This window comes from Ornithinimicrobium pratense (genome assembly GCF_008843165.1).
Lineage (GTDB): Bacteria > Actinomycetota > Actinomycetes > Actinomycetales > Dermatophilaceae > Ornithinicoccus > Ornithinicoccus pratensis.
This window is the reverse complement of sequence record NZ_CP044427.1, coordinates 2,760,745-2,785,074: the sequence shown is the minus strand read 5'-3', so window position 1 is coordinate 2,785,074 and position 24,330 is coordinate 2,760,745. Positions and strand designations below refer to the sequence as shown.

19 protein-coding genes are annotated in these 24,330 nt (G+C 72.6%); 10 read left to right on the top strand and 9 right to left on the bottom strand.

Annotation, left to right across the window (positions count from 1 at the left end):
- Positions 1-14: 14 nt before the first annotated feature.
- Positions 15-3,689 (top strand): cobaltochelatase subunit CobN, encoded by a 3,675-nt coding sequence (gene cobN, locus FY030_RS12795; protein ID WP_158061839.1) that lies wholly within the window; start codon positions 15-17, stop codon positions 3,687-3,689.
- A 10-nt stretch (positions 3,690-3,699) separates the two neighbouring features.
- Here cobN and FY030_RS12790 read toward each other — a convergent pair whose 3' ends face one another.
- Complete coding sequence (locus FY030_RS12790; protein ID WP_158061838.1) at positions 3,700-4,431, bottom strand: cobalt-precorrin-6A reductase; 732 nt, start codon at positions 4,429-4,431, stop codon at positions 3,700-3,702.
- Positions 4,432-4,690: 259 nt separating this feature from the next.
- On the opposite strand from FY030_RS12790, the gene FY030_RS12785 reads away from it, so the two are divergent.
- The 3 genes from FY030_RS12785 to FY030_RS12775 are packed head-to-tail and all read left to right on the top strand — an operon-like array spanning position 4,691 to position 6,993.
- On the top strand, positions 4,691-5,362 hold the full coding sequence (locus FY030_RS12785; protein ID WP_158061837.1) for a sporulation delaying protein family toxin: 672 nt from the start codon (positions 4,691-4,693) through the stop codon (positions 5,360-5,362).
- 3 nt (positions 5,363-5,365) lie between these two features.
- A complete protein-coding gene (locus tag FY030_RS12780) occupies positions 5,366-6,010 on the top strand; it encodes an SdpA family antimicrobial peptide system protein (protein WP_158061836.1) in 645 nt (214 codons plus the stop codon).
- Positions 6,004-6,993, top strand: a complete 990-nt coding sequence (locus tag FY030_RS12775) for a sporulation-delaying protein SdpB family protein (RefSeq protein WP_158061835.1) — start codon at positions 6,004-6,006, stop codon at positions 6,991-6,993. Before FY030_RS12780 ends, FY030_RS12775 begins: the two co-directional genes overlap by 7 nt.
- 24 nt (positions 6,994-7,017) lie before the next feature.
- Here the strand turns inward: FY030_RS12775 and FY030_RS12770 are convergent, their stop codons facing one another.
- On the bottom strand, positions 7,018-9,594 hold the full coding sequence (locus FY030_RS12770) for a tetratricopeptide repeat protein (RefSeq protein ID WP_158061834.1): 2,577 nt from the start codon (positions 9,592-9,594) through the stop codon (positions 7,018-7,020).
- Positions 9,595-9,769: 175 nt separating this feature from the next.
- Here FY030_RS12770 and FY030_RS12765 point away from each other — a divergent pair, with 175 nt between their 5' ends.
- Positions 9,770-10,042 carry a DUF6457 domain-containing protein gene (locus tag FY030_RS12765; protein ID WP_202879702.1) on the top strand — a complete coding sequence of 91 codons (273 nt, stop codon included), beginning with the start codon at positions 9,770-9,772 and terminating at the stop codon, positions 10,040-10,042.
- 64 nt (positions 10,043-10,106) lie between these two features.
- Positions 10,107-10,514: a hypothetical protein gene (locus tag FY030_RS12760; RefSeq protein ID WP_158061833.1), complete on the top strand. Its 408-nt coding sequence runs from the start codon at positions 10,107-10,109 to the stop codon at positions 10,512-10,514.
- 13 nt (positions 10,515-10,527) lie between these two features.
- Here the strand turns inward: FY030_RS12760 and FY030_RS12755 are convergent, their stop codons facing one another.
- The 7 genes from FY030_RS12755 to FY030_RS12725 form a co-directional block, all read right to left on the bottom strand.
- Positions 10,528-11,310, bottom strand: coding sequence for an SDR family NAD(P)-dependent oxidoreductase (locus tag FY030_RS12755; protein WP_158061832.1), 783 nt, complete (start codon positions 11,308-11,310; stop codon positions 10,528-10,530).
- A gap of 38 nt (positions 11,311-11,348) precedes the next feature.
- On the bottom strand, positions 11,349-12,530 hold the full coding sequence (locus FY030_RS12750; RefSeq protein ID WP_158061831.1) for an acyl-CoA dehydrogenase family protein: 1,182 nt from the start codon (positions 12,528-12,530) through the stop codon (positions 11,349-11,351).
- 58 nt (positions 12,531-12,588) lie between these two features.
- Entirely contained in the window at positions 12,589-13,689 is a 1,101-nt protein-coding gene (locus FY030_RS12745; RefSeq protein ID WP_158061830.1) for an ABC transporter ATP-binding protein, read from the bottom strand.
- Positions 13,686-14,444 (bottom strand): ABC transporter permease, encoded by a 759-nt coding sequence (locus FY030_RS12740; protein ID WP_202879824.1) that lies wholly within the window; start codon positions 14,442-14,444, stop codon positions 13,686-13,688. Before FY030_RS12740 ends, FY030_RS12745 begins: the two co-directional genes overlap by 4 nt.
- A gap of 125 nt (positions 14,445-14,569) precedes the next feature.
- Positions 14,570-15,331, bottom strand: a complete 762-nt coding sequence (gene modA / locus FY030_RS12735) for a molybdate ABC transporter substrate-binding protein (RefSeq protein ID WP_158061828.1) — start codon at positions 15,329-15,331, stop codon at positions 14,570-14,572.
- Positions 15,328-15,723, bottom strand: a complete 396-nt coding sequence (locus tag FY030_RS12730) for a TOBE domain-containing protein (protein WP_158061827.1) — start codon at positions 15,721-15,723, stop codon at positions 15,328-15,330. Before FY030_RS12730 ends, modA begins: the two co-directional genes overlap by 4 nt.
- 110 nt (positions 15,724-15,833) lie before the next feature.
- Positions 15,834-16,859: a helix-turn-helix transcriptional regulator gene (locus tag FY030_RS12725; protein ID WP_158061826.1), complete on the bottom strand. Its 1,026-nt coding sequence runs from the start codon at positions 16,857-16,859 to the stop codon at positions 15,834-15,836.
- A gap of 236 nt (positions 16,860-17,095) precedes the next feature.
- Between FY030_RS12725 and FY030_RS12720 the strand changes: the two genes are divergently transcribed.
- The 4 genes from FY030_RS12720 to FY030_RS12705 are packed head-to-tail and all read left to right on the top strand — an operon-like array spanning position 17,096 to position 24,290.
- Positions 17,096-17,479: a hypothetical protein gene (locus FY030_RS12720; protein WP_158061825.1), complete on the top strand. Its 384-nt coding sequence runs from the start codon at positions 17,096-17,098 to the stop codon at positions 17,477-17,479.
- Between the two features lie 6 nt (positions 17,480-17,485).
- Entirely contained in the window at positions 17,486-20,245 is a 2,760-nt protein-coding gene (locus tag FY030_RS12715) for a class I SAM-dependent methyltransferase (protein ID WP_158061824.1), read from the top strand.
- Positions 20,242-21,612, top strand: coding sequence for an aminotransferase class III-fold pyridoxal phosphate-dependent enzyme (locus tag FY030_RS12710; RefSeq protein ID WP_158061823.1), 1,371 nt, complete (start codon positions 20,242-20,244; stop codon positions 21,610-21,612). The genes FY030_RS12715 and FY030_RS12710 overlap by 4 nt, the downstream gene beginning before the upstream one ends.
- Positions 21,609-24,290, top strand: a complete 2,682-nt coding sequence (locus FY030_RS12705; RefSeq protein ID WP_192498600.1) for a lantibiotic dehydratase — start codon at positions 21,609-21,611, stop codon at positions 24,288-24,290. Before FY030_RS12710 ends, FY030_RS12705 begins: the two co-directional genes overlap by 4 nt.
- Positions 24,291-24,330: the final 40 nt, after the last annotated feature.

Below are 24,330 nucleotides of genomic sequence, written 5' to 3'. Positions count from 1 at the left end.
GGACGGCGCCTGCCATGACCCCTGCCATCGCAATCATCTCCACCTCGGACACCGACCTGCTCTGCGCCCGGGCGGCCGACGCCCGGTACGTCTACGCCAACCCGGCCCGGCCGGCCCGGCTGCCGGAGGTGCTGGCCGCGGCCGACATCGTCGTCGCCCGGATCCTCGGCGGCCCCGACGACCTGCCCGAGGAGGTCCGACGACTGCGTGGCACCGGCGTGCCGCTGGTGGTCCTCGGCGGGGAGCAGCAGCCGGACGCGGCGCTCATGGAACTCTCGACCGCCCCCGCCGGCGTCGTGGCCGAGGCGCACCGCTACCTGGCGGAGGGCGGGGTGGACAACCTCACCCAGCTGCACCACTTCCTCTCCGACACCCTGCTGCTCACCGGCGAGGGCTTCGAGCCGCCCCGGGAGCTGCCGTCCTGGGGCGTGCTCGACCGTCCGGTGCCCCCGCCGCTGCCCGACGGCGGCACGCGTCCGGCCGTGGGCATCCTCTTCTACCGGGCCCAGCACGCGGCCGGTAACACCGCCTACGTGCAGGCGCTCGCCGACGCGGTCGACGCAGCCGGCGGTCACGCCGGGGTCGTCTGGGCCACGTCCTTGCGCCAGGCGTCGGAGGACCTCCTCGCGCACCTGGGCAGCTACGACGCCCTCGTCACGACCGTCCTCGCCGCCGGGGGGACCCGCCCGGCCGGGGCGCAGGCGGGCGGTGACGATGAGGCCTGGGACGTGCGCGCCCTCGCCGCCCTCGACATCCCCATCCTCCAGGGTCTGTGCCTGACCTGGGGTCGGGAGGACTGGGCGAGCTCGGACGACGGGATGTCGCCCCTCGACGTGGCCACGCAGGTCGCGGTGCCGGAATTCGACGGGCGGCTGATCACGGTCGCCTTCTCCTTCAAGGAGATCGGCGAGGATGGGCTGCCCTCCTACGTGCCCGACCCGGAGCGGTGCGCCCGCGTCGCCGGCACGGCGGTGGCGCACGCCCGGCTGCGGCATACCGCGCCGGCCGACCGGCGGGTCGCGGTGGTCCTGGGGGCCTACCCGACCAAGCACGCCCGGATCGGCAACGCCGTCGGCCTGGACACGCCGGTGTCGACGGTCCGGCTGCTGCGCGCCATGCGGGACGCCGGCTACGACCTGGGCGTGCCCGGCCAGGTGCCCGGCCTCGACGAGGACCTCCTGGAGCCGGTGCCGGGGGAGGACCTGGAGACCACCGCCGGCAACGCGCTCATCCACGCGCTCATCGCCGCTGGCGGGCAGGACCCGGAGTGGCTCACCCAGGCCCAGCTCACCGAGCATCACGTCCGGATCCCGCGCAGCCGCTACGAGGGCTGGTTCGCCCGCCTGTCTCCCGCCCTTCGCGCGGAGATGACCGAGCACTGGGGTCCCGCGCCGGGGACGCTCTACGTCGACGAGGAGGGCGATGAGCCGGCGATCGTCGCCGCCGCGCTCCGGGCCGGCAACGTGACGGTCCTCGTGCAGCCGCCGCGCGGCTTCGGGGAGAACCCCGTGGCGATCTACCACGACCCCGACCTGCCGCCGAGCCACCACTACGTCGCGACCTACCGGTGGATCGAGGAGGAGTTCGGCGCGCACGCGGTCGTCCACGTGGGCAAGCACGGCAACCTGGAGTGGCTCCCGGGCAAGAACCTCGCGCTGTCGGCCGACTGCGGCGCCGACGCCGCCCTGGGCAACCTGCCTCTCGTCTACCCCTTCCTCGTCAACGACCCGGGGGAGGGGACCCAGGCCAAGCGCCGGGCCCACGCCACGGTCGTGGACCACCTGGTCCCGCCGATGGCGCGGGCCGAGACCTACGGCGATATCGCGCGGTTGGAGCAGCTGCTCGACGAGTACGGCAACGTCAGCGTCATGGACCCGGCCAAGGCCCCGGCCCTGCGCGGGGAGATCTGGACCCTGCTCAAGGCCGCGGAGATGCACCGCGACCTGGGCCTCACCGAGGAGGCCGACCTCGAGGACGCCGACGGCTTCGACGACCTCGTCATGCACATCGACGGCTGGCTCTGCGAGATCAAGGACGTGCAGATCCGCGACGGCCTGCACGTGCTGGGCGCCGCTCCCGAGGGAGAGGGCCTGGTCAACCTCGTTCTGGCGGTGCTGCGGGCCGGACAGCTCTTCGGCGGCTCCGGCGACGGCGTGCCCGGCCTGCGCGCGGCCCTGGGGCTGAGCGGCGGGGAAGGCGCCGAGTCAGTCACCCGTACGGACCGGGTCGAGCAGGTGGCCCGCAACCTCGTCGAGGCCGTCGCCGAGACCGGCTGGGACGCCGGGCAGGTGCCCCGGGTGGTCCGAGACGTGCTGGCCAGCACCGACCTGCCCGGCCTGGACGTCGCCGGGGTCGAGGCATCGCTGCGCTTTGGCTGCCAGGAGGTCGTGCCCCGCCTGGCCGCCACGACCCGGGAGGTCCCGATGGTGCTGCACGCCCTCGACGGTGGCTACGTCCCAGCGGGGCCCTCGGGCTCCCCGCTGCGCGGCCTGGTCAACGTGCTGCCGACCGGGCGCAACTTCTACTCCGTCGACCCGAAGGCCATCCCGAGCCGGCTCGCCTACGACACCGGGGTGGCGATGGCGGAGTCGCTGCTGCAGCGGTACCGGGAGGAGACCGGCGAGCTGCCCCGCTCGGTCGGCCTGTCGGCATGGGGCACGAGCGCGATGCGTACCTCCGGCGACGACATCGGCGAGGTCCTGGCCCTCCTCGGGGTGCGGCCGGTGTGGGACGAGCAGTCGCGGCGGGTCACCGGGCTCGAGCCGGTGCCGCTAGCCCAGCTGGGCCGCCCCCGCGTGGACGTGACGGTGCGGATCAGCGGCTTCTTCCGCGACGCCTTCCCCCACGTCGTCGCGATGCTCGACGACGCCGTCGCGCTCGTCGCCGGCCTGGACGAGGCGGACGAGGACAACTACGTGCGCGCCCACGCCCGCGCGGACCTGGCCGAGCACGGCGACGAGCGGCGGGCGCGGACCCGGATCTTCGGCTCCAAACCGGGCAGCTATGGGGCGGGCGTGCTCCAAGCCGTCGAGTCCGGCGGCTGGCGCGACGGCGCCGACCTGGCGGAGGTCTACACCGCCTGGGGCGGTTACGCCTACGGCCGCGACCTGGACGGTGCGCCGGCTCGGGAGGACATGGAGCGCACCTACCGCCGCATCCAGGTCGCCGCCAAGAACGTCGACAACCGTGAGTCCGACATCCTCGACTCCGACGACTACTACCAGTACCACGGCGGCATGATCGCGACCGTCCGGGCGCTGGCCGGCGCTGAGCCGCGAGCCTACGTCGGGGACTCCACGACCCCCGACGCGGTCCGCACGCGCACGCTCTCGGAGGAGACGGCCCGCGTGTTCCGCTCCCGAGTCGTCAACCCGCGTTGGGTGGGGGCGATGCGGCGGCACGGCTACAAGGGCGCCTTCGAGCTCGCGGCGACGACCGACTACGTCTTCGGCTTCGCCGCGACGGCCGGCGTTGTCCCGGACTGGATGTTCGACCGCCTTGCCCGCGAGTACGTCCTCGACGAGGAGACCCAGGCGTTCCTGCGCCACGCCAACCCCTGGGCGCTGCGCTCCATCGTCGAGCGGCTCGTCGAAGCGGCTGACCGGGGCCTGTGGCAGCAGCCCGACCCCGAGGTCTTCGCCGCGATGCAGCAGGCATACCTGGAGGTGGAGGGCGACCTGGAGGAGTGAGGCGCCCGGCTCAGCGCCGCCCCAGCACCCACTCCAGCGCCGGGGCCACGCCGTCGACGACGAGCGCGCCGGGCTCGGGCGCCGGCCGCTCGACGACGACGACGGGGATGCCCAGCTGTGCCGCAGCCTGCATCTTGGGCCAGGTGTAACTGCCTCCCGAGTCCTTGGTCACGAGCACGTCCGCCCCGTGCCCGGCCATCAGGTCCCGATCGCCGTCGAGGGTGTAGGGGCCGCGGCTCGTGACGAGCGTCCACGAGGCCGGCAGCGGGTCCTGGGGCGGGTCAACGACCCGGGCGAGGACGTCGAGCCGGCCGAGGTGCGGCACGAAGCGGACCAGCTCCTGGCGGCCCACGGTGAGGAAGGGACGCCGGCCCAGCCCGGCGGCCAGCTGCGCCGCGGCGGCGTGGTCGGCTGCCCGGTGCCAGGACGGGTCCGGGTCCCACCCGGGCCGCTCCAGCCGCAGCAGCGGCACGCCGGTGGAGGCGCAGGCCGCGGCGGCGTTGGCGGTCATGCCCCGCGCGAAAGGGTGGGTGGCGTCGACGACCACGTCGATGCCGAGGCCGGCCAGGGCGGCGACGAGGCCGTCGACGCCGCCGAAGCCGCCGACCCGGACCCGCCCGACGGGCAGCCGGGGGCGGGCCACCCGGCCGGCGAGGGAGGACAGCACGTCCACGCCCTCGTCGACCAGCGCCTGCGCCAGGTCGCGCGCCTCGGCGGTGCCGCCGAACAGGAGCACCTTCACCGCGTCACCCCCAGGGTGTGCGAGTCCAGGCCAGCGGGGGCGCCAGCGGGGGCGCCGGGTCGAGCAGCCGCGGGCATGAGGAGAGGCGGGCACATGGCCGCGCAGCCTACGGGAGGGCGGTGCCGGGGCCGGCGGGTGGCCCGCCCCCGGTCGGGCGGGCCACCACCGTCAACCAGCGTTCGGGATCGTTCGGGAAGAGCGCGCTGGGCAGTCCCTACACCCAAGGATGGCGGCACCCACGAGGAAAGGAGAGTCACAGATGACTCGACAATTCAGGCGCCGTCTCATCGCGGTGCCGGTCGCGGCCGCAGTTGCGGCCGCGACGATCGGTCTGGCCCCGGCGACAGCGATGGACACCAGCTCCGCCCACACACCGATCAGCATCACGGCCATCGAGGCCGATGACGCCCAGCAGGACGGCATGGACCTCTTCCGGGCGGTCTTCTTCATGCAGGGAGACATGGCCGACGTCCTGCTGGCGAAAGGGGCCCTCGACTCTGCTGCCGCCGCAGACATGGCGAACCAGTCACCGGAGGCGGCAGCCGTCATCGACCAGGTCGTCGAGGCGATGCACAAGGCCGACCCGACCTTCTTCACGACCTTGTCCGAGCAGCTGCGCAGCGGCGACCCGTTCCAGGTCGAGGCAGGGCTGATGGACGGCACCGACCTGCTCAACGAGGTGGGAGCAGTGGCGTTCGGCGGCGACGAGCATTCAGCGGCTGCCGTCGCCATGCTCGTCGTGATGGTGGTCTTCGTCGCGGTCGCGGCGGTCGCGACGATGGGGGCCGCAGTGGTCCACACTGCTGCCGCGGTCAAGGTAGCCGTCTTCAGCAGGTATGTCGTGATGGGCGGTCGGGCGCTGGACGCGGAGCGTCAGATCGCGTCTCTCACCCGCGCCCTGGCGAGTCCCACGGCCTTCCAGAAGGGGTGAGGCATGGCCATCGAGACGATGGCACAACCGGAGGTGGCTGCCACTGAGGTGTCAGCCCCTCCGGGGGACCCGGGGCCGGCGCGGCCCGAGGTCAAGGTGCCCCGAGTGATCCTGCTGCTCTGCGCCGCGGTCCTGGCGCTGGTCGGTGTCTACGACGTCAAGACGCACGTCCCGGCCAACATCCTCGACCTGCCCGTCCACGCACAGGTCAAGCCCGTGCTGCGCGCGACGCTGCCGCAGGGATGGGCCTTCTTCACCCGCTCGCCCCGGGAGGAGAACCTGCGGGTCTACCCCGTCACGGCGGACGGCCTGGCCCCGCACGTCCAGGCGGCCATCGCCGACCCCGGCCACGCCTTCGGTCTCGACCGCGCGGTGCGCGCGCAGGGCACCGAGTCCGCCCTGGTGCAGTATGCCGCTCCGGCCGGCGCCTGGGTCGACTGTGAAGGGCCCCGGCCCGAGTGCCTGGAGCAGGCTCTCGTGCAGGCCCGTGACGGCGACCTGCCCGAGGTGGCCAACCCAGCCCTTCGGACCACCATCTGCGGCCCCGTGGTGCTCAGCATCGAACGCGCCGGCGCCTGGGCCTACCGCGACCTGGTCGCGGACAACGTCCGCAGCACGCAGTATGCCGTGGTGGAGGCGACATGTTGAGGCGGTGGCTCTTCGGATCAGTCGTGCTCGACCTGCCCTGGGGGTCCTGGCTGGGCCTGGCCCGCACCCTGATGGCCCTCGGGACCGCCGGCACCCTGGCCCTCAGCGGCGCCGACGTGCTCTTCTCGCCGGTCGTCGGCCTGCCCCTGGCGCCGGCGTGCGAAGGGCTGGGCGCGCTCAGCATCTTCTGCCTGCTGCCGCGTGAGCAGCTGTCCCTGCTGAAGTGGGTCTGCGTAGTCATCCTGCTCGTCGTCGCCTCCGGCTGGCGGCCCCGGTGGACGGCGCTGGCGCACTGGTGGGTCGCGTTCAGCGTCTTCAACTCGGTGGCCATCACCGACGGCGGTGACCAGGCTTCAATTGTGCTCACCACCCTGCTCCTGCCGGTGCTGCTCACCGACGACCGCCGCTGGCACTGGCAGCGCTCGCCCCGCACGCACGCAGCCGCCACTGCGACCCCGGCCCGGCCGCGGACGTGGGCGGTGGCCCTGGCCGTCGTGGCGCTGCTCGCGATCAAGCTGCAGGTGGCCGTCATCTACTTCCAGGCCTCGGTGGCCAAGCTGGGCCAGCCGGAGTGGGTCGACGGCACGAGCATGTACTACTGGATGAGCGACGACATCTTCGGACCGGCCGCCTGGATGCGGCCGCTGATGGACGCGGTCGTGGACCAGCAGCTGCTGCTGCTCACCCTGACCTGGCTGCCGTTGGTCGTCGAGTTCCTGCTGGCACTGAGCCTCCTACTGCCTCAGTGGTCACGCTGGGGGCTGCTGCTCCTCGGTGTCTCTCTGCACCTCTCGATCGCAGTCACCATGGGGCTGTGGAGCTTCTCCCTGGTGATGGTGGGGGCGTGCATCCTGCTGCTGACGCCACCCGGTGCCGACCTGCAAGAGGTGGGGCCGGCCTGGCGGCGCTGGCGCGACCGGCTGCGCGTGCAGCCTGAGCACGACAGGGTAGAGCTGCTGCCGGCCGCAGCCGGCCCGCGGTGAGGTGAGGCCCGGGTGCGAGGTGACTCAGCTGTGGTCCACGGCCTGCAGCAGCGAGCGCACCCGGGCCGCCTCCGGGGAGCCCATCGTCTCGAAGGTCTCCAGCGCGGCCGCCCAGTGCTGGCGGGCCGTCTGGGGGTCATCGTGCGCCAGCGCCAGCTCACCGAGCGAGCGCGACGCGCAGGCCTCCTCGTAGGCGGCGCCGACGGCAGCGGCCAGGTCACGGGCCTTCACGAAACCGGCGCGGGCCTGCTCCACCTCACCCTGATGCTGGGCCAGCGTTGCCAGATGCCCGGTCACGCCGCAGAGCAGGACCTGGTCGTGCAGTCCGGTGGCGAGCTCCTCGGCGCGGCGCAGCCTCGGCTCCGCCTCGTCCAGGCGGCCCAGGTCGACCAGCGCCCGCCCCTGGGTCGACAACGCGTAGGCGGTGATCGGCACGCTGTCGAGGTCGGTGCTCAGGGCAAGGCTCTCCTCGGCTGCCCGGTGGGCCTCCGCGGCCGCGCCCCGCTGCTGGTGCACTGAGGCCATGTTGGCCAGCACGTTGGCCCGGGTGTAGGTGTCCCCGCTCTCCTCGGCCATGAGCAGCGACTCCTGCTGGCAGGCCAGCGCCTCCTGGAGCCGGCCCGCCCGGATGTAGGCCACAGCCAGGTTGTCCAAAGCGATGCCGTGCCGGAACGCAGCGGTGCCCTTGGTGGCCTCCACCACCTCGGTGAACCGCGCGATAGCGGCCTCCAGACGCCCCTGGTGCACGTCGATCATCGCCAGCGCGGTCGTCGCCCGCGAGGCGCCGAGGCGGTCACCCGCCGTCGCGAAGGCGGTCGCCGCCCGGTGCAGGGCGGGGATCGCCTCGGCGAAGCGCGACTCCCGCACCAGCACCTGCCCGATGGCCAGCGCCGCCCGGGCGACGCCCTCCTCATCACCCAGGCGCTCGGCGGCGCCCAAGGCATACTCGTGCAGGTCGGCCAGATCCGCTCGCTCGGCGCAGCGGATCAACCAAAAGCCCAGGTCCTCGCTGATCTGCACCGAGGTGCGGGGGTGGCCGTGGGCCAGGCCATGAGCCGAGAGGGCCAGCAGCGTCTCGAACTCCTGGGTGACCCACGCGGCGGCCTGCTTCTCGTCCTCAAAGTGGCGGTTCGACACGGCGACGTCCAGCCGTGGCTCGCCCCCGATCCCCAGCTGGGCAGCGGCAGACCTGACCGACCCGGCCAGGTGGGCATGCAGGCGGGCCAGCGCCTGCCCGCGGTCGGCGGGACGCTCCTCGTCGTAAGAGCGGGCCAGGGCGAAGGTGCGCGTCAGGTCGTGCAGGCCGTAGCGCTGCGGCGAGCGCTCGACCACCAGGTGGTGCTCGGACAGCCGTTGGAGCGTCTGGGCAGCGTCCTCCGGCTCCAGACCCAACAGGGCGGCACAGGCGAGCGGGTCGAGCTCGTCGCACGGGTGGGTCGCCAGCATCCGCAGACCGTGCCGCATCTGGTCATCAAGGTGCCGGTAGGACAGGTGCAGCGCCACCTCGACGTCGTCGTCCAGCCGCAGGGCCTGGCGCCTGCTCTGCAGGGCCTGGAGGTGGTCAGTCAGGCTCCAGTCCGGGCGCGCCGCCACCCGAGCTGCGAGCAGTCCGATCGAGAGCGGCAGCAGCCCGGCCGCCCGCACCAGGTCAACGGCGGTCTCCTGGTCGGCGAGGCTCAGGCGCAGACCGGCGATGTGCGCCAGCAGCTCCACCGCCTGCGCCTGGTCCAGGGTGCCGATGGGCAGGGAGAGTTGGGTGCTCAGCTCCGGCAGCCGGTGCCGGCTGGTGATGAGCACCGGCGCGGCCGAGCTGGGCAGCAGGGCCCGGACCTGTGTGACGTCGTGGGCGTCGTCCAGCACGAGGACGGCCCGCTCCTCCGTCAGCTTGCTGGCCAGCAGCGCCCGACGGTCGGCGACCGCCGCGGGCACCTCACGGCCGGGCACTCCGGCGGCCCGCAGCAGGGCGTCGAGGACGGCAGCAGGGGCAGCCGGGGGGCGTCTGGCGTGATGTCCCCGCAGCTCCGCCACCAGGACGCGGCGGGCCAGCCCTGCCGAGAGCAGCGCAGCTGCGGACCGGAAGGCGAGGCGGCTCTTGCCGCTGCCCGGCATGCCGTGCAGGACCATGACTGAGCCGGGCGAGTGCACGGCGGTGCGCACGACCTGGTCGATCTGATCCGTGCGGCCGACGAACGGGCCGGGGCTGCTGGGCAGTTCGGTGCGCACGGTCACCACGGCAGCGGCGTCGGCCTGCATCTGGGCCACCGTGCAGGCCTGGGCCCAGAGGTTGGCCTGGTCGGGGGAGGCGCCCAGGGCAAGCACGATGTCGGCGACCAGCTCAGGCTGCATACGGCGTCGACCCTGCCGGAAACAGTCGTAGACGGTGATCCGCCCCGGCTCGCTCTCCCCGGGAGGCAGCCCTCGATCGACACGGAGCTGACGAATCCGGCGGGCGATCACGGAGTAGGACGGCGAACCTCCCTGCACTCGCAGGGCGGAGAGCTGCTCGGCGACGTCGTCCAGGCTCCAGCGCTGCGGAGGACTCTCGAGCCCGCCGGGGAGCGGGAAGGGGGCAGGGTTGACCGACTGCGTGATCGATTCCACCCCGGTCACCCTAGGGCCGCCGGGGGAGCCACGTCATGGACCGTCAGTGCTGCCACGTTGCCTCCTGCTGTCGGGCGAGGGTACGCCGGGCCCCCGCCCAAGCGAGGCCGCTTCGCGCTCGCTTACGGGCACCGGTCCTCTGGTGCCGGTCCGACGGCGTCGGCACAATGGGGCGATGAGCACCCCAGTGCAGATCGAGGCCGAGCACCGAGAGTGGCTGACCTGGGTCTCGGAGGTGACCGGGGAGCCGCTGGACCTCGAGGTGGTCACCCGCATCCTGGGGCTGGCCAAGCGCACGGCTCACGGTAGGGCTCGACCGCTGGCGCCGATCGCCACCTACGCCCTCGGCGCCGCCGTCGCCAAGGGCCTGGACGCCGAGGAGATCCTGCGCCGCATCGGCGACGCGCCGGGTGTCGACGACCGGGAACCGGCAACCGACGACGGGTGACCGACCCGCCGGCACCGGCACACGGACGCACGGGGCCATCCCCGGACGTCCGTACCCTGGAGGCATGACCGACGCCGGCACCACCTACCTCACGCTGCGCCCCCCGCACCGCACCTTCCTCTTCTGGGCCGTGCTGGTCATGGTGCTGTCCTCGGTCGCGGTCGGTGTGATCGGGCTGCGCGAGGACGGCTGGACGGCGGGGACGGCGGTGCGGGCCGTCTTCATCCTGGCGATGGTGCTCTTCTGGGTGGGGGCTATGCGGTCCGGCACCACCGCAGACCGGGAGGGTATGACGCTGCATCGCGGCCCGGTCACCCGGCGGGTGGCGTGGGCTCAGGTGGAGCAACTGGGCACCGATCACCCCGGCCAGGACGCCCGCCGCGTCACCGCCCTGGTGGAGGGCAAGCCCGTGGTGCTGCCGGGCGTGCTGGTCGCCGAGCTGGACCAGCTTGAGTTGCACCGCGTGGGGTGAGCCCCCGGGTGGCCTAGCGCGGGGGCATCCGCAGCGCGCCGTCGAGGCGGATGACCTCGCCGTTGAGCAGGGGGTTGTCGACGATGTGGGCGACCAGGGAGGCGTACTCCTCGGGCCTGCCGAGCCGTGAGGGGTGGGGGACGAGGGCCTCCAGGGAGGACTTCACGTCCTCACCGAGACCGGCCATCATCGGGGTCTCGAAGACGCCGGGGGCGATGGTCATCACCCGGATGGCCTTGTCGGCCAGGTCGCGGGCGGCGGTGAGGGTCAGGCCGACGACGCCGGCCTTGGAGCTGGCGTAGGCGGCCTGGCCGATCTGGCCGTCGTAGGCGGCGACGCTGGCGGTCATGACGATGACGCCCCGGTCCCCGTGGCTGCCGGTGCCGTCGTCGTCCGGCTCGTTGGTGGCCATCGCCTCGGCGGCCAGGCGCAGGACGTTGAAGGTGCCGATGAGGTTGATCTCGACCACGGTGCGGTAGGCGTCCAGGTCCAGCACTCCGCGGCGGGACAGGATGCGGCCCGGGGTGGCCACGCCGGCGCAGTTGACCACGATCCGCAGTTGGCCCATCGCCGTCGCCGCAGCCATGGCGGCGCCGACCTGCTCGGGGTCGCGGACGTCGGCGGCGGCGAAGGCAGCCCGCTCGCCCAGGTCCTCGGCCAGCTCCTGGCCGCGCCCACCTGGCAGGTCGACCAGCAGGACGCGGGCGCCGGCGTCGAGCAGGCGCCGGGCGGTCGCCTCGCCCAGGCCGCTGGCGGCGCCGGTGATGAGGGCGACGGTCGAGTCGGTGATCTGCATGCTTCCTCCAGGTGTGCGGGTCGGGCAGGTCGGGCGGCTCAGCGCCCGGCGACGCGGGCGAGCTGCTGGCGGCTGATGACCAGCCGCTGAATCTGGTTGGTGCCTTCGAAGATCTGCGTCACCTTCGCCTCGCGCATCATCCGCTCGGCGGGGAAGTCGGTGGTGTAGCCGTACCCCCCGAGGACCTGGACGGCGTCGGTGGTGACCTTCATCGCGGCGTCGGTGCAGACCAGCTTGGCGATGGACGCCTCCTGGGTGTGCGGCAGGTCGGCGTCCTTGAGCCGGGCGGCGTGCAGGTAGGTCGCGCGGGCCGAGCCCACGGCCGCGGCCATGTCGGCGATGAGGAAGGCCAGCCCCTGGTTGTCGGCGATCGGGCGGCCGAACTGCTCCCGCTCGGTCGCGTACGCCGAGGCGACCTCCAGCGCCCGCTGGGCCAGCCCGGTCGCGGCCGCGGCGATGCCGAGTCGGCCGGAGTCGAGGGCGGCCAGCGCGATCGCCATACCTTGCCCCTCCTGCCCGATGAGGTGGTCGGCCGGCAGCTGGACCCCGTCGAGGAGCACCTCGCCGACCGTGTCGCTGTGCAGGCCCATCTTGCGCTCGGGCTCGGCGAAGGACAGGCCCGGGGCGTCCGCGGGGACGTGGAAGCAGGCCAGGCCCCGCCCGCCGTCGTCGGAGGTCCGCACGAAGGTGGTGTAGAAGTCGGCGTGCCCGGCGTGGCTGATCCACGCCTTGCCGCCGGTCAGTAGATAGTCGGCACCCTCGCCCGTGCCGATCCTGCGGGCGCGGGTGCGGATCGCGGCGACATCGGAGCCGGCCTGCGGCTCGGAGAGGCAGTAGGCGCCCAGCTGCTCGCCGCCGAGCATCCCGGGCAGCCACCGCTGCTGCTGCTCAGGGGTGCCGAAGGTCGCCAGCGGGAAGGCGGTCAGCGAGTGCACGGAGACGCCGACCGCGACCGACATCCAGGCGCGGGCGATCTCCTCGACCACCTGCAGGTAGACCTCGTAGGGCTGTCCGCCGCCACCGAACTCCTCGGGGTAGGCCAGCGACAGCAGCCCGGTCTGCCCGAGCATGGTGAAGACCTCCCGCGGGAAGCGGTGCTCGGCCTCCGCCTGGTCCACCTGGGGCAGGAGCTGCTCGTCGGCGATCTCGCGGACGAGGGCGAGCAGGTCTCGGGCCTCCTCGGTGGGAAGGACGCGCTGGGGCGACGGGGTCGGGGCCATGGCCAGCAGGGTAGACGTGGACGTCGCGTCAGCCGCTAACCGGCAGGTGCGCCCCACCTCAGGCCGGGTATGCGGTCACCTCCGTGGCCTTCACGCTCACCCACACCTCGCGTCCGGCGACCAGCTCCAGCTCGGCCACCGCACCCAGCGTCACCTCCGCCACAAGGTCGACGGCACCGGTGAGGTGGATTCGCGCCCGTGGGCCGGTCACCGTCACCGCTGAGACCGTCAACGGCCACAGGTTGCGGGCAGAGGTCTGCGGGCGCCGGGTGAACAGGGCGACCGCCTCGGGGGCGATGGTGGCCAGGAGGGGATCCCCGGGCCGCGTGCCGTCCGGGACCTCGGCGACGACCAGCTGCTCGCCGGCGCCGAGGTCGAGTGCGTTCGCGGAGGCCGGCCGCCCCGTCGCGCTGGCCCTCTGCGCCAGGGTGCCGCGCAGCAGGTTGAGCCCCACCACACCCGCCACGTAGGGGGAGCGCGGCCGGGAGATGACCTCCGCCGGGGTCCCGGACTGCACCTCCCGGCCCTCCTCGAGGAAGACCAGCCGGTCGCCGAGGGTCAGCGCATCCAGCGCGTCGTGGGTGACCAGCACGGTCACCCCGTCGAACTCCCGCAGCCGGTGCGAGAGTTCGGCCCGGGTCGCCGACCGGGTCTGGGGGTCGAGCGCGGAGAGCGGCTCGTCCAGCAGCAGCACCGCCGGGTCAGTGGCCAGGGCCCGGGCCAGCGCTGCCCGCTGCGCCTGGCCCTGGGAGACCTGCGCTGGCCGGCGGCGGGCCAGCTCGGCCAGACCGACCCGGCCGAGCTCGGTGGCGGCGCGCTCGCGGGCGGCGCGGCGCGGCATACCGCGCGACCTGGGGCCGTAGGCGACGTTGTCCAGCAGGTTCAGGTGCGGGAAGAGCAGCGGGTCGGCGAGCAGCATCCCCACGCTGCGGGCCTCGGGTGGGAGGTGCAGGCGCGCCCCGTGGTCGGCCCAGGCTCGGCCGCCCGCCCGGACATGCCCGGAGGTGAGGGTATGCAGCCCCGCCACCGCTTTCAGCGCCGTGGTCTTGCCGGACCCGTTCGGTCCGAGCACGGCGGTGACACCCCGGTCGCAGCGCAGGTCGAGGTCGAGGCGGAAGTCGCCGAGGTCGACGGCCAGCCGGGCCTCCAGCAGGCTCACCGCAGCCACCTGCTGCGCAGCAGCCCCAGCACCAGGACGCTGACGACCAGCATGACCAGCGACAGCGCGATGGCCGCCTGCGGGTCGCTCTCCAGCGCGGAGTAGACCCCGAGCGGGGCGGTCTGGGTCCGGCCCGGGAAGTTGCCGGCGAAGGTGATCGTGGCCCCGAACTCACCCAGCGCCCGGGCCCAGGCCAGCGCGGACCCGGCCGCGATGCCGGGCAGCACCATGGGGAGGGCGACGGTGGAGAAGGTGCGGACCGGCCCGGCGCCCAGGGTGGCCGCGATCTCGTCGTAGCGGCGGTCCAGGCTGCGCATCGAGCCCTCGACCGCGATGACGTAGAACGGCAACGCGACGAAGATCTCGGCCATCACCACTGCGGCGGTGGTGAACGGCAGGGTGATCCCGAAGGTCTCGTCGAGCCAGCCGCCGAGCACCCCGCGGCGGCCCCAGGTCATCAGCAGCGCCACGCCGCCGACGACGGGGGGCAGGACGAGCGGCACCGTGATCAGCGCCCGTCCCCAGGCGGTGAGAGGATGGTCGGAACGGGCCAGCAGCCAGGCCAGCGGCGTGCCCACCGCCCAGACCACCACCATGGTGATAGAGGTCGTGATCGCCGACAGCCGCAGCGCCTGACCGACGACAGGTGCCGCCAGGTGGGTGGTGATGTTGGCCCAGTCAGCCCGGATGAACAAGGCGACCAGGGGCAGCACGATGAAGGCGACGCCCAGCCAGGCCGGGACCAGCAGCGGCAACCGGGCCCGGGTCGCTCCGCGGGTGCGTGGGGTGCGGGTGCGGGTGCGGGTGCGTGGGGGGCCGCTGCGCGGGGAGCCGGATCCGTCGGGCGTCGCCTCGGGTGGGGCTGGCCACCGGACGCTGCTCACGGGGCGACGAAGCCCGCGTCGGTCAGGTGCTGCTGGCCCCGCTCCGACAGCACCTCTTCGACGAACGCCTGGGCGAGCGGGGAGTCGGAGACGGCCAGGATGGGGTAGCTGTTGACCACGTTGACGTCGTCGGGGATCTCCACGCCCCGCACCCGGTCGCCAGCCTCGGTGACGTCGCTGCGGTAGACGATGCCCACGTCGGCCTCGCCGAGCTCGACCTTGGTCAGTGTCGCTCGCACGTCATACTCGAGGGAGGCGATGGCCGGTGAGATGCCCTGGGCCTGGAAGAGGGACGCGCTGGCCGTGCCGCACGGGACCTGCTCGGCGCAGACCACGAGCCGGATGCCGTCCTGGGTGAGGTCCTCGACGCCCGTGATCCCGGCCGGGTTATCCGGCGGCACCGCCAGCTGGAGGCTGTTGGTGGTGAACTCGTGCACCTCACCGACCCGGTGCTCCTCCGCCAGGGGCTCCAGGGAGCTCATCCCGGCCAGGGCGATGACGTCGGCCGGCGCACCCTCGTTGACCTGTTGGACGATGGTGGAGCTGGCCGCGAAGCTCTGCTCCACGCTGACCCCGGGATGGTCGGCCTCGAAGTCCTCGGCCATGAGCCCGAAGACCTCAGTCAGCGAGGCTGCGGCCAACACGGTGAGGGTCTGCTCGACGGTCCCGCCTCCCTTCGCCGGGTCGGTGCCGGAGCTGCAGGCCGCCAGGGTCAGCGTCAGAGCGACCGCGGCGCACGGCGCGCTTCGACGGCTCATGATGGGGTGCCGACGGTCACGTGAGTGGCCTTGACCGAGGCGATGACCACGCTGCCCGGCACCAGGCCCATCTCCTCCACCGCCTCGGTGGACAGGAGGGAGACGAGTCGGAACGGCCCGGCCTGGACGTCGACCTGGGACATCACCAGGTCGCTCTTGACGCGGGTGACGACCCCGCGCATCTGGTTGCGGGCCGAGCTGGACCCGATGGTCCCGACCTCGGCCGGATGCGCCTGGTCCTGGGCCAGGGCGGCGACGTCCCTGCCCTCGACCACCGTGCGACCCCTCGTGTCCTTGGCGGCCGTGAGCCGCCCGGCCTCGATCGCCCGCCGGACGGTGTCGGTCGACACGCCCAGCAGGTCAGCGGCTTCGGCAATGCGCAACTGCGTCATGACTGCGACGATAACACCGCTTTCGCGGCTCAAGGGCTGCCCTGCGGGGCGCACCTGCGCCGTGACCGGCTAGGTTGCTCTTGCCGGGGCCGCGTCACGGGTCGCGAGGGTCAGAACTCGCCGTCCACGTGGACGGCGGCTGCGGGCAGCCATCCTCTCCGCGTCGCCTCCACCGCCAGCTCGAAGCGGCTGTCCGTACCCAGGGTCTGCATGGCCTGCGCCAACCATCGCCGCACCGTGCGGGTGGAGACATTCATGCGGCGCGCGACCGCGGCGTCCTTCTGGCCCTGCGCCAGCAGGACGACTGCCATCCGCACCCGCTCCCCGAGGCCCGCATCGTCGATCTCTGCCTCCGAGCGCTGTGTGCTCTCGAACGGGACCGCCTTGCACCAGATCTCCTGGAACAGCGTGACCAGGGGCGCCGTCAGGGCCGGTCTCTTGAGTAGGTAGGCGCCGCGAGCAGGATCGTCCGGATCCACCGGAATGAGACCTTGCTGGCCGTCCACCAGCACCATGCGGCTCGGCGGGCCAGGGTGCACCCGGACCCGTCCTCCGGCCTCCGCGAGGCGCGCGAAGTGCTCGTGAGCGCCCTTCTCGGACAGGAGCTTGGGCGAGCACACGGTGCGCACCGTCACCCCTCGCGCCAGGATCTCCAGATCGAGTGGCAGGCTCGCCTCCAGGGCCTCCCGGGCGATCTGGACGTTCGGCAGCACGGTCTGCACCTCGCGCTGCACCGAGCGCGAAAGCTGGTAGAGGCGGGCTCGCACGAGGTCGGCGGACGGCAGGAACTCGATCTCCTGGGAGACCTTCGTGTCGTACCCGGTCAGAAACTCGTCCACCAGCGCCCCCATAGACTCCCTGGCCAGCTCAAGCTCCTCCTGGCGTTGTGCCAGCTCAGCCTGCTGGGTGCTGATGAGGCCGCCGATGGCTGCCAACGGCGCAGGCACCTTCAGCAGGCCGTCAACGCCGGCCGCATCGAGGAGCTTGGCCGCCACGAGTGCGTCGATCCGGCGCTGGGCCTCGTCCACATCCAGGGCCAAGGACGTGGCCACCTGGTCCACGGTGGAGCGGGGCGAGGCAAGCAGAAGGCGATAGACCCGCTCGTGGTCCTTGTCCAAGCTCAACCACTCAAGCATCGAACCTCCCCGTTCCGGTCAAGAGGGTAGCAGCGCCCTTCCGCAACCGGTCGGATAAGACGCCAGCAAGCCTGCGATGTCTACCTGCGGCCAAGGCCTCGGCAGGCCATCGAAAAGCCTTCCCAAACCCTTGATCCGGGGTCAAGCATGGTGGTCAGAGCTGACGAGCAGCCGGCTCCGCACCCACTTAGTCGATCTCTAGCCCGATCCGTCAAGGAGCAATGATGAGACACAGCGTGAGCAAGGAAGTTCGCCCCTTCGCCCGTCCGATCACTCGCACCACCAGCGCCCTGTCCCGAGCCTGCGCCACTGCACTGCTGGGTGGAGCGATGCTCGCCGGTGCAGCCGGCGGCAGCGGTGATCCGGACGGTGGCCTGATCTGGGGTGGCGGGAGCGTGCAGGACGGTGACCTGGACGGTGGCCTGATCTGGGGTGGCGGGAGCGTGCAGGACGGTGATCCGGACGGTGGCCTGATCTGGGGTGGCGGGAGCGTGCAGGACGGTGATCTGGACGGTGGCCTGATCTGGGGTGGCGGGAGCGTGCAGGACGGTGATCCGGACGGTGGCCTGATCTGGGGTGCCGCCGCGACGAACCTGGCAGACAGCTCGTCGGCGGTGTGAGCCAAGATGTCCATCGACGCACGCACGGCTCTGGCCTGGGTCCCTCACCGCGGCGTGGCCGTGGGGGACGACCTGCTGGCCGGCCGGATCCTCTCCGGTGGCGAGCTCGGCCGGCCGGCGGTGGTGCGTGACAACGCCTCTGTCCTGGTGGCGGCTCGTGCGCTGACGCGGCTGGGTATGCCGGTCGCGCTCCTCCCGGAGCGGGTGGTGGTCCGCCGCGGCGAGGTCATGCCCGCGACCGCGGGCCTGGCCGCGCAGGGGTGCGCCGTGGTGGTCGGGGACGGCTGGTCCGCAGGTGTTCCGACGTCTGCCGACTTGCAGACCTGCGAGGCCCCCGAGGACATCATGCGTGCCGTGGCAGCCCAGCGTGGCCTCAATCTGTCCACCGGGGAGATCCAGGACGGCGTGCGCGATGCGGCGGCCAGGCCGTGCGACGGGTCGCTACACCGGCTGCTTCCGCCCGATGGCGAGGGACTGTCGACGACCTTGCACCCGCTGGCCGAGCTGCGAGCCGGTCTTTTCCTGTCCGAGGAGGGGTTAGGCGCCGAGGCGACGCAGCGCGTCCTGGCGGCGGCTGTAGACCTCAGCGGCTCCGAGCCCTTGCTGCTCGTGAGCTCGGCCTGGTCACCGGCGCGACGAGGCGAGGCACGCCGGACCCTGCACCGCCTGCGCCAGCTCTTGCCGCAACGCACTCCAGTCGTCGTCGTGGTGCGGATTGCCGGCGAGGACTCGAAGAGCCAGGCCGTCGACATCGTCCAGGATGTCCGTAGCACCGGTGCGCAGGTGTGCGTCTGCACCGACTCCCCGCTGACGGTCGAGAGTCTGATTGCCGCAGACGCCCCGTGCTCGATCACCCTGATGGGTCCGGGCGGTCAGCCACTGGCGCCGGACCCCGCTATGGCAAGCAGCCTCCAGGGCTTTGACGCCGCCCGAGTGGCGGCCCTGGTGGACCCGTCGTGGGTGCTGAGCCCATCGACCGCCGCGGCAAACTGGCCGGACGGTTCCATCGGTGCCCAGGTCGACCAGCAGCGCAGGACCTTGCGTGACCGTGCTCGGGGGGCACTGCGGGGCGACCTGCCGCGACCGGAGGTCGTGGACGTGCTGGGCGACCTCGTGCTGGTCGACCGGCTGCCCGAGCACGAGGAGGAGCTCGCCCCCATCGCAGATCTGACAGGGAGCTCAACCCTCATCTGGACGCCACCAGGTCACCTCGACCTGCCCTCGGCGCTGGAGGGGACCTACCTGCCCTTGCCCGCAGAGGTGGTGGACGAGGCGCGGGCGCGCCTGACCGATCCAACCCTGTGGGCGCGCGCCGCCTCGACCTGGGCGACGGGGGCGGACGCCCCGACCATCGACACCCTGGCCTGGCCGGCCGCGCTGGATCCGGCGTGCCGGACGTCAGCCTCCGCGGTCTGGAACCACGGCCTGCGGCCCGCACTTCCGGCGCCGGTGATGCCCGCCGTCGCAGCCAGCGAAGGGCAGGCGGCGAGCCTCTGGGTCGCCGCCGGCGAGCTGGCGGCAGCCAGGCACCGCGCGAGCCATCCCGTCTCCGCCGCCCTCGCAGCCTGCCTTCGGGCGCTCGCCACAGCCGGTGACGAGCCAGACCCGGGAGCCTCCTGGCACCCGCCGGCGCAGGAGAAACTCGGCGTGGGTGTCCTCGTCGGCCGGCTGCGCGGCGCCGTCCACGCGCCTGAGGCCGCGCAGACCGTGCTCGTCTCCCGCCAGGCCGCCCTCGTGCTGCGCCACCACCTGGTCCGCCACGCCTGGGAGGACGCAGCCTTCGCACCCGACCCGGACCCCTCTCGCCAGGAGCGGCTCTGGAGACTGCTGGACGCATTGGCACGCCGCGGGATCTCCCTGCCCGGAGTCGCGCGCCCCGAGCCTGAGCCGGACCCGCAGGTGGCCGTCCTGGCAGACAACCCACGATGGATCCGTCTCTACCACCAGGAGGGGGCGGAGCTGTGGAACGCCCTGCCGCTGTCCGGTCTGCCGGACGAACAGCGATGGGTCCTCGAGGTCGAGCAGGCCGTCGGCGGCGGGGCCCGGGTGCTCGAGCTGCTCTCCGGCGGTGGACGCCTGGCCCTTGCGCTGGCAGCGGCTGGGCACCTGGTCACCGCTGTAGACCGGGAGCAAGGCATGCTGGACAAGGCCCGCGAGCGGCTCGCGGACAGCCCGGCCGAGGTCAGCGAACGGGTCGATCTCGTCTGCGCGGATGCCACCACCCTGCACCTGCCCCAGCGCTATGACGCGGTCATCGTTGGCGAGACATCCATCTCGGTGCTCGCACCCGAGGAGCTCGAGCACCTGCTGCGCGCAGCCCGCAGGCACCTGCATCCTGGCGGCGCCCTGCTCATCGACTACGTGAGCGGCGACATCCCGGCGGAGGACCTGACTGGAGCCGTGGAGCGAGTGCCCTCACTGGAATCCACCGGCACCCTCGTCGCCAGCGAGCGGGTCGAGCCGGGTGGCCGGGGGCTGACGAGCGTCGCGACCTGGTTGTGGTGGGCCCCGGACGGCGCCACCTACCTGACCACCGACCGCCATCACCGCTGGCCGCGCACCATCCTCAGCCAGGTCATGAGGCGAGCGGGTCTGCGTCTGGTGGACGTTGCCACGCCGACCGACAGCGCCGCGGACCCCCGACCTGTCCGGCTGGCGCGCGCCCGAGCCGTCGAGACGCACGCCACCGCCTCCGACCTGGTCGATCAGCGCCGCGCCGTTGAGCGGCCGACGTCCGCCCCCGTGGAGCTGGAGGTTCCGGCATGAGACCAGCGAGCGTCCATTCCGGCTTGGAAAGCCTGGCCATCGATCACCCGCTGCACCACCCGATGACCGACCGCACCCTGTTCCGCGGCGCTGCCCGCACCGTCGTGGAAGGGGAGGGCGACGTCGAGCTCGACCGCGCCGGACGAGTGAGTGTCATCGGCACCTCCGGCCTGTGGAACGTGGCCCTGGGGCACCGGCGCCACGAGGTGGACGACGCGGTCCGTGGACAGCTGGATCAGGTGGCCTACGCAACGCTCTTCCGTGGGCAGTCGGTCCCGGCCGTCCGGCTCGCCCAGCGGCTCATCGAGCTCGGCCCAGAGGGAACCGGCCGCGCACTGCTCTGCACCGGGGGGGCGGCGGGCGTGGAGACGGCCGTGATGCTCGCCCACAGGGTCGCGGCCAACTGTGGCCAGCGTCGCGACCTCGTCGCGGTGCTCTCGGACGGCTACCACGGGACTCTCATCGGGAGCGCAGCGCTGACCGGGGAGGATCTGGACCAGGCCTTGGACGGGGTCAGCTCGGACGGGGTCCTCCGACTCCCGACCCCCGGCGACGGCCGAGCCGATGACGAGGCGACTGAGGTCCTGCTGGAGACGGCGGCGCTGCTGGGCGGCCGCATCGCCGCCGTCGTCGTCGAGCCGGTCCTGGGCAGCGCCGGGGTCCTCGACCTCCCTGACTCCTGGTGCCGCACCCTGCGCGAACTCGCGGACCGGCACGGCTTCCTCGTCATCGCCGACGAGGTCGCCACCGGCCTGGGTCGGACGGGACACCTGTGGGCGTCGACAGCTCGCGGGTTGCGCCCCGACCTGCTGGTCACGAGTAAAGCCCTGACAGCCGGCTACCTGCCGCTGGGAGCCGTGCTGGTCTCGCAGGACGTGGCCAGAGCGCTCGACCGGGGCTCAGCTCCCTTCCTCCACGGGGAGACCCAGGGCGGGAACCCTCTGGCCTGTGCCGCGGCGTTGGCGACGCTCGACGTCATCGTGCACGAGGACCTTCCCGCACGAGCCGCCCGACTCGGCTCTGCCGCAGCCGATCTCATCGATGAGAGATGGCCCGCCGCGCTCACCAGGCGTACCGGTGCAGGCCTGATGATCGGCCTCCACCTGCACGGAGCACCTGGTGCGCAGCGTCCATCCTCAGACCTGGTCGGGGCCGTCATCGGGCGATGCGCCGATGCCGGCGTCATCGTCCACGGCTCGCCGCGCGGGATCAGCCTCTTCCCACCGCTGACCATCGACGAGTCCCTCTGGGAACGGAGCGTCCGCACGGTGCTCGACGTCCTGGAACGGATTCCCCATCCGGGTCGTGCGCACGTGCGGGCCGTTCCCTCCCGCCCGGTCACGACCTCGAAGGAGCAGTCCCGATGAAGCACGCATCCTGGTCACTGATCCGGGTCAACCCCGTCGCCGAGCCGGAGGTTTGGCAGGTCGAGGACGCCTGGACCACCGCGCTCCGCACCCTTGAGACGGCCGAGCGGGCCCGACGGCAGGAGGCGCAGGCGCTGGCGGACGACCTCTACGAGCTGGTCCCGCTGGTGGACGCGATCGAGCGTCGCTGCCTGCTGCACTGCCGACGCTCCCTGCACGCCAGCCGGCCCGTGACCCGCGGCCCGGAGCTCCTGAGCACCCTGAATGCGTTGTCTGACAAGGGCCATGACATCCAGGCAGCTCTGGGTCGGACCCGCCGTGTCCTGCAGGCTCAGAGCCAGGCCGAGAGTGCCCGAGAGGAGCTCGCCGCAGCCCTGGAGGGCCGTCGTACCGCGGAGCGTGCCGGACTGCGGGAAGTGCTGAGTGTCACCGACATGCGGCGGGCCACCGCGCTGTCCTCGCCCGGGCTGGCCCGGACCGTGGACTCCTACGTGCGGGACGGCGCGCGACCCCAGAAGCGTGCACGCAAGCACGAGGGCCGGCTCCTGCGGTTCGCCGAGAGGGCGATCGGGCGGACCAGCCCATTCAGCACCTATACGATCGTCGGCCGCGCCCACTGGGCCACCGGCACCGATGGGACCGAGCCGGTGCCCGCCGGTGGCGAGCGGGTGAACCGCGTGGAGGTCAACCGGGTTCTCCTGTTGCGCCTGCTGGACGCCGCGTCCAGACATCCGCTCATCCGCAGTGCCTGGCCGCACCAGGCTGCCCGGGTCGTGCGTCGCGACGACGACGCGGTCGTCCTCGAGCAACACCTGGACACCCCGGAGCAGCAACCTCGCGTCTTCGCCACGCAGACGGCTCGCACCACCGTCCGGCGATCGGCGCTCGTCGACGCTGTGCTGGACCTGCTCAGCGACGGACGCCACGTGCGTCCGGCCGATCTGGCGCTCAGCATTGGGGGCGCGGACCCCCGCGCGCGCCAGGCCGTCGACCGGCTGCTGGCGATCGGTCTCGTGATCCCTGTCCTTCCCGTCGACGACCACGTCGAAGACCCCGTGGCTGACGCGCGGCACATCCTGGCTGCAGTCACGGAGAAGTCCCCGCCAGCCGTCAGGGTGGTGCTGGGCGCGGTTGACGCGGCACTGGCCTGCCTGGACGAGGCGGTCACTGCGCTGGCGTCCGCCCCGAGCTCGGGTGGCGAGGAGGCAGCTGCGCAGGTGGAGGCCTGCGACCGGGCGGTCGAGGAGTCTTTCGCCGCCCTGGGTCAGCCGCGCCCCGCGGCCGGGTTCACCATCTACGAGGACGTCGTGCTCACGCGCTCGATGGCACGCCGCCCGGAGGACTGGTCGACGGTGCAGCGTGACCTGGAGTGTCTGGTCCCCGCCCTCCCGGCGTTCGACAACCTCGCCATCACCCGCGCTGCCATCCGCTCCAGCTTCGTGGAGGCGCACGGCGAGGGGGCAAGGCGCCCGCTGAGGGATCTCGTGGAGCTCCTCCCCGACGTCTTCTCCAGCGCGACGGACAGCCTCGCGCAGGCGGTCGAGGGGCTGGGCCGCACCCACCCCCAGGCCGCAGCAGCGATGGCCCCGCGGGCGACCCTGGCCGACCAGGTTCGTCGAGCTGGTCTGGCTGGGCAGGAGGTGCTGGAGCTGGACCGTGACTGGGCGGCGAGTGCCGCAGCCGCCGTGCCGGCGAAGGACCGCCACGGTCGCGCCTACGCCGTGTTCCTGCAGCGGACCGCCGAGGGCGGCGCCGTCCTGAACAACATCTACGGCGGGCGCGGTCAGTTCGCCTCCCGGTTCCTGGACATGTGGGGAGAGTCGGCGTTGCGTGAGGTGCGTGAGTGGGTGGCCGAGGTGTGCCCCCCGGGTGCTCGCGAGCTGCGGCCGGTCCAAGGCTTCAACGCCAACGTTCATCCGCCGCTGCTCGAGGAGCAGCTGCACACCCTGATGGGACCACGGTCGGGCCACGACCTCGGCATCGACGACCTCACCGTCGTCGATGACCCCGCGGAGCGCAGACTACGGCTGCAGGGTCCCGACGGTGAGGACGTGGAGCCGATCTACCTGGGTCTGCTGGTGCCCTTCCTGCTGCCCTACGAGACTGCCATCTACTACGTCCTGGGCGACTCGCCCCTGGTCCAGCTCGACCCCGCGGGTGAGGCGGACGACGACCTCGTCGGCGAGGACCGGCAGGTGGTCCGCGCCTACCCACGGGTGGTGCTGGGGTCCCTGGTGCTCTCCCGGCGGGTCTGGGCGGTCCCAGCCGCACAGATCCCCCTACCGGGACCGGGCACCGACCCCGTCGCTGCCGCCGCGGACCTGCTGACGTGGCGCCTGCAGCACGGCATACCGGAGGACTGCTTCGTCACCGCCATGTCGGAGCCGGCCGCGTCGGCCGAGCCTGGGGAGACGCTGGACGCCGCCGAGCGCTGGCGGACCCAGCTCGCAGCCCTCACGGCCAAACCGCTGCGGGTCCGCTGGGGGTCACCGCTCCATGTGAGCCAGCTCCATTCCTGGTTCGGTGAGGCCCCCTCACTGTGGATCACCGAGACCCTTCCCGCACCCGGGTCGGTGCCCGGCGAGCCGACCTGCACCGAGCACGTCTTTGAGATGGCCACCGAGCAGCCATCCGAGCAGCACCTGACCACCCAGCTCGTCGAGGAGGCGATCCGGTGATGAACACCACCCTGAGAGACCCTGGTGTCCGCCACGCCAT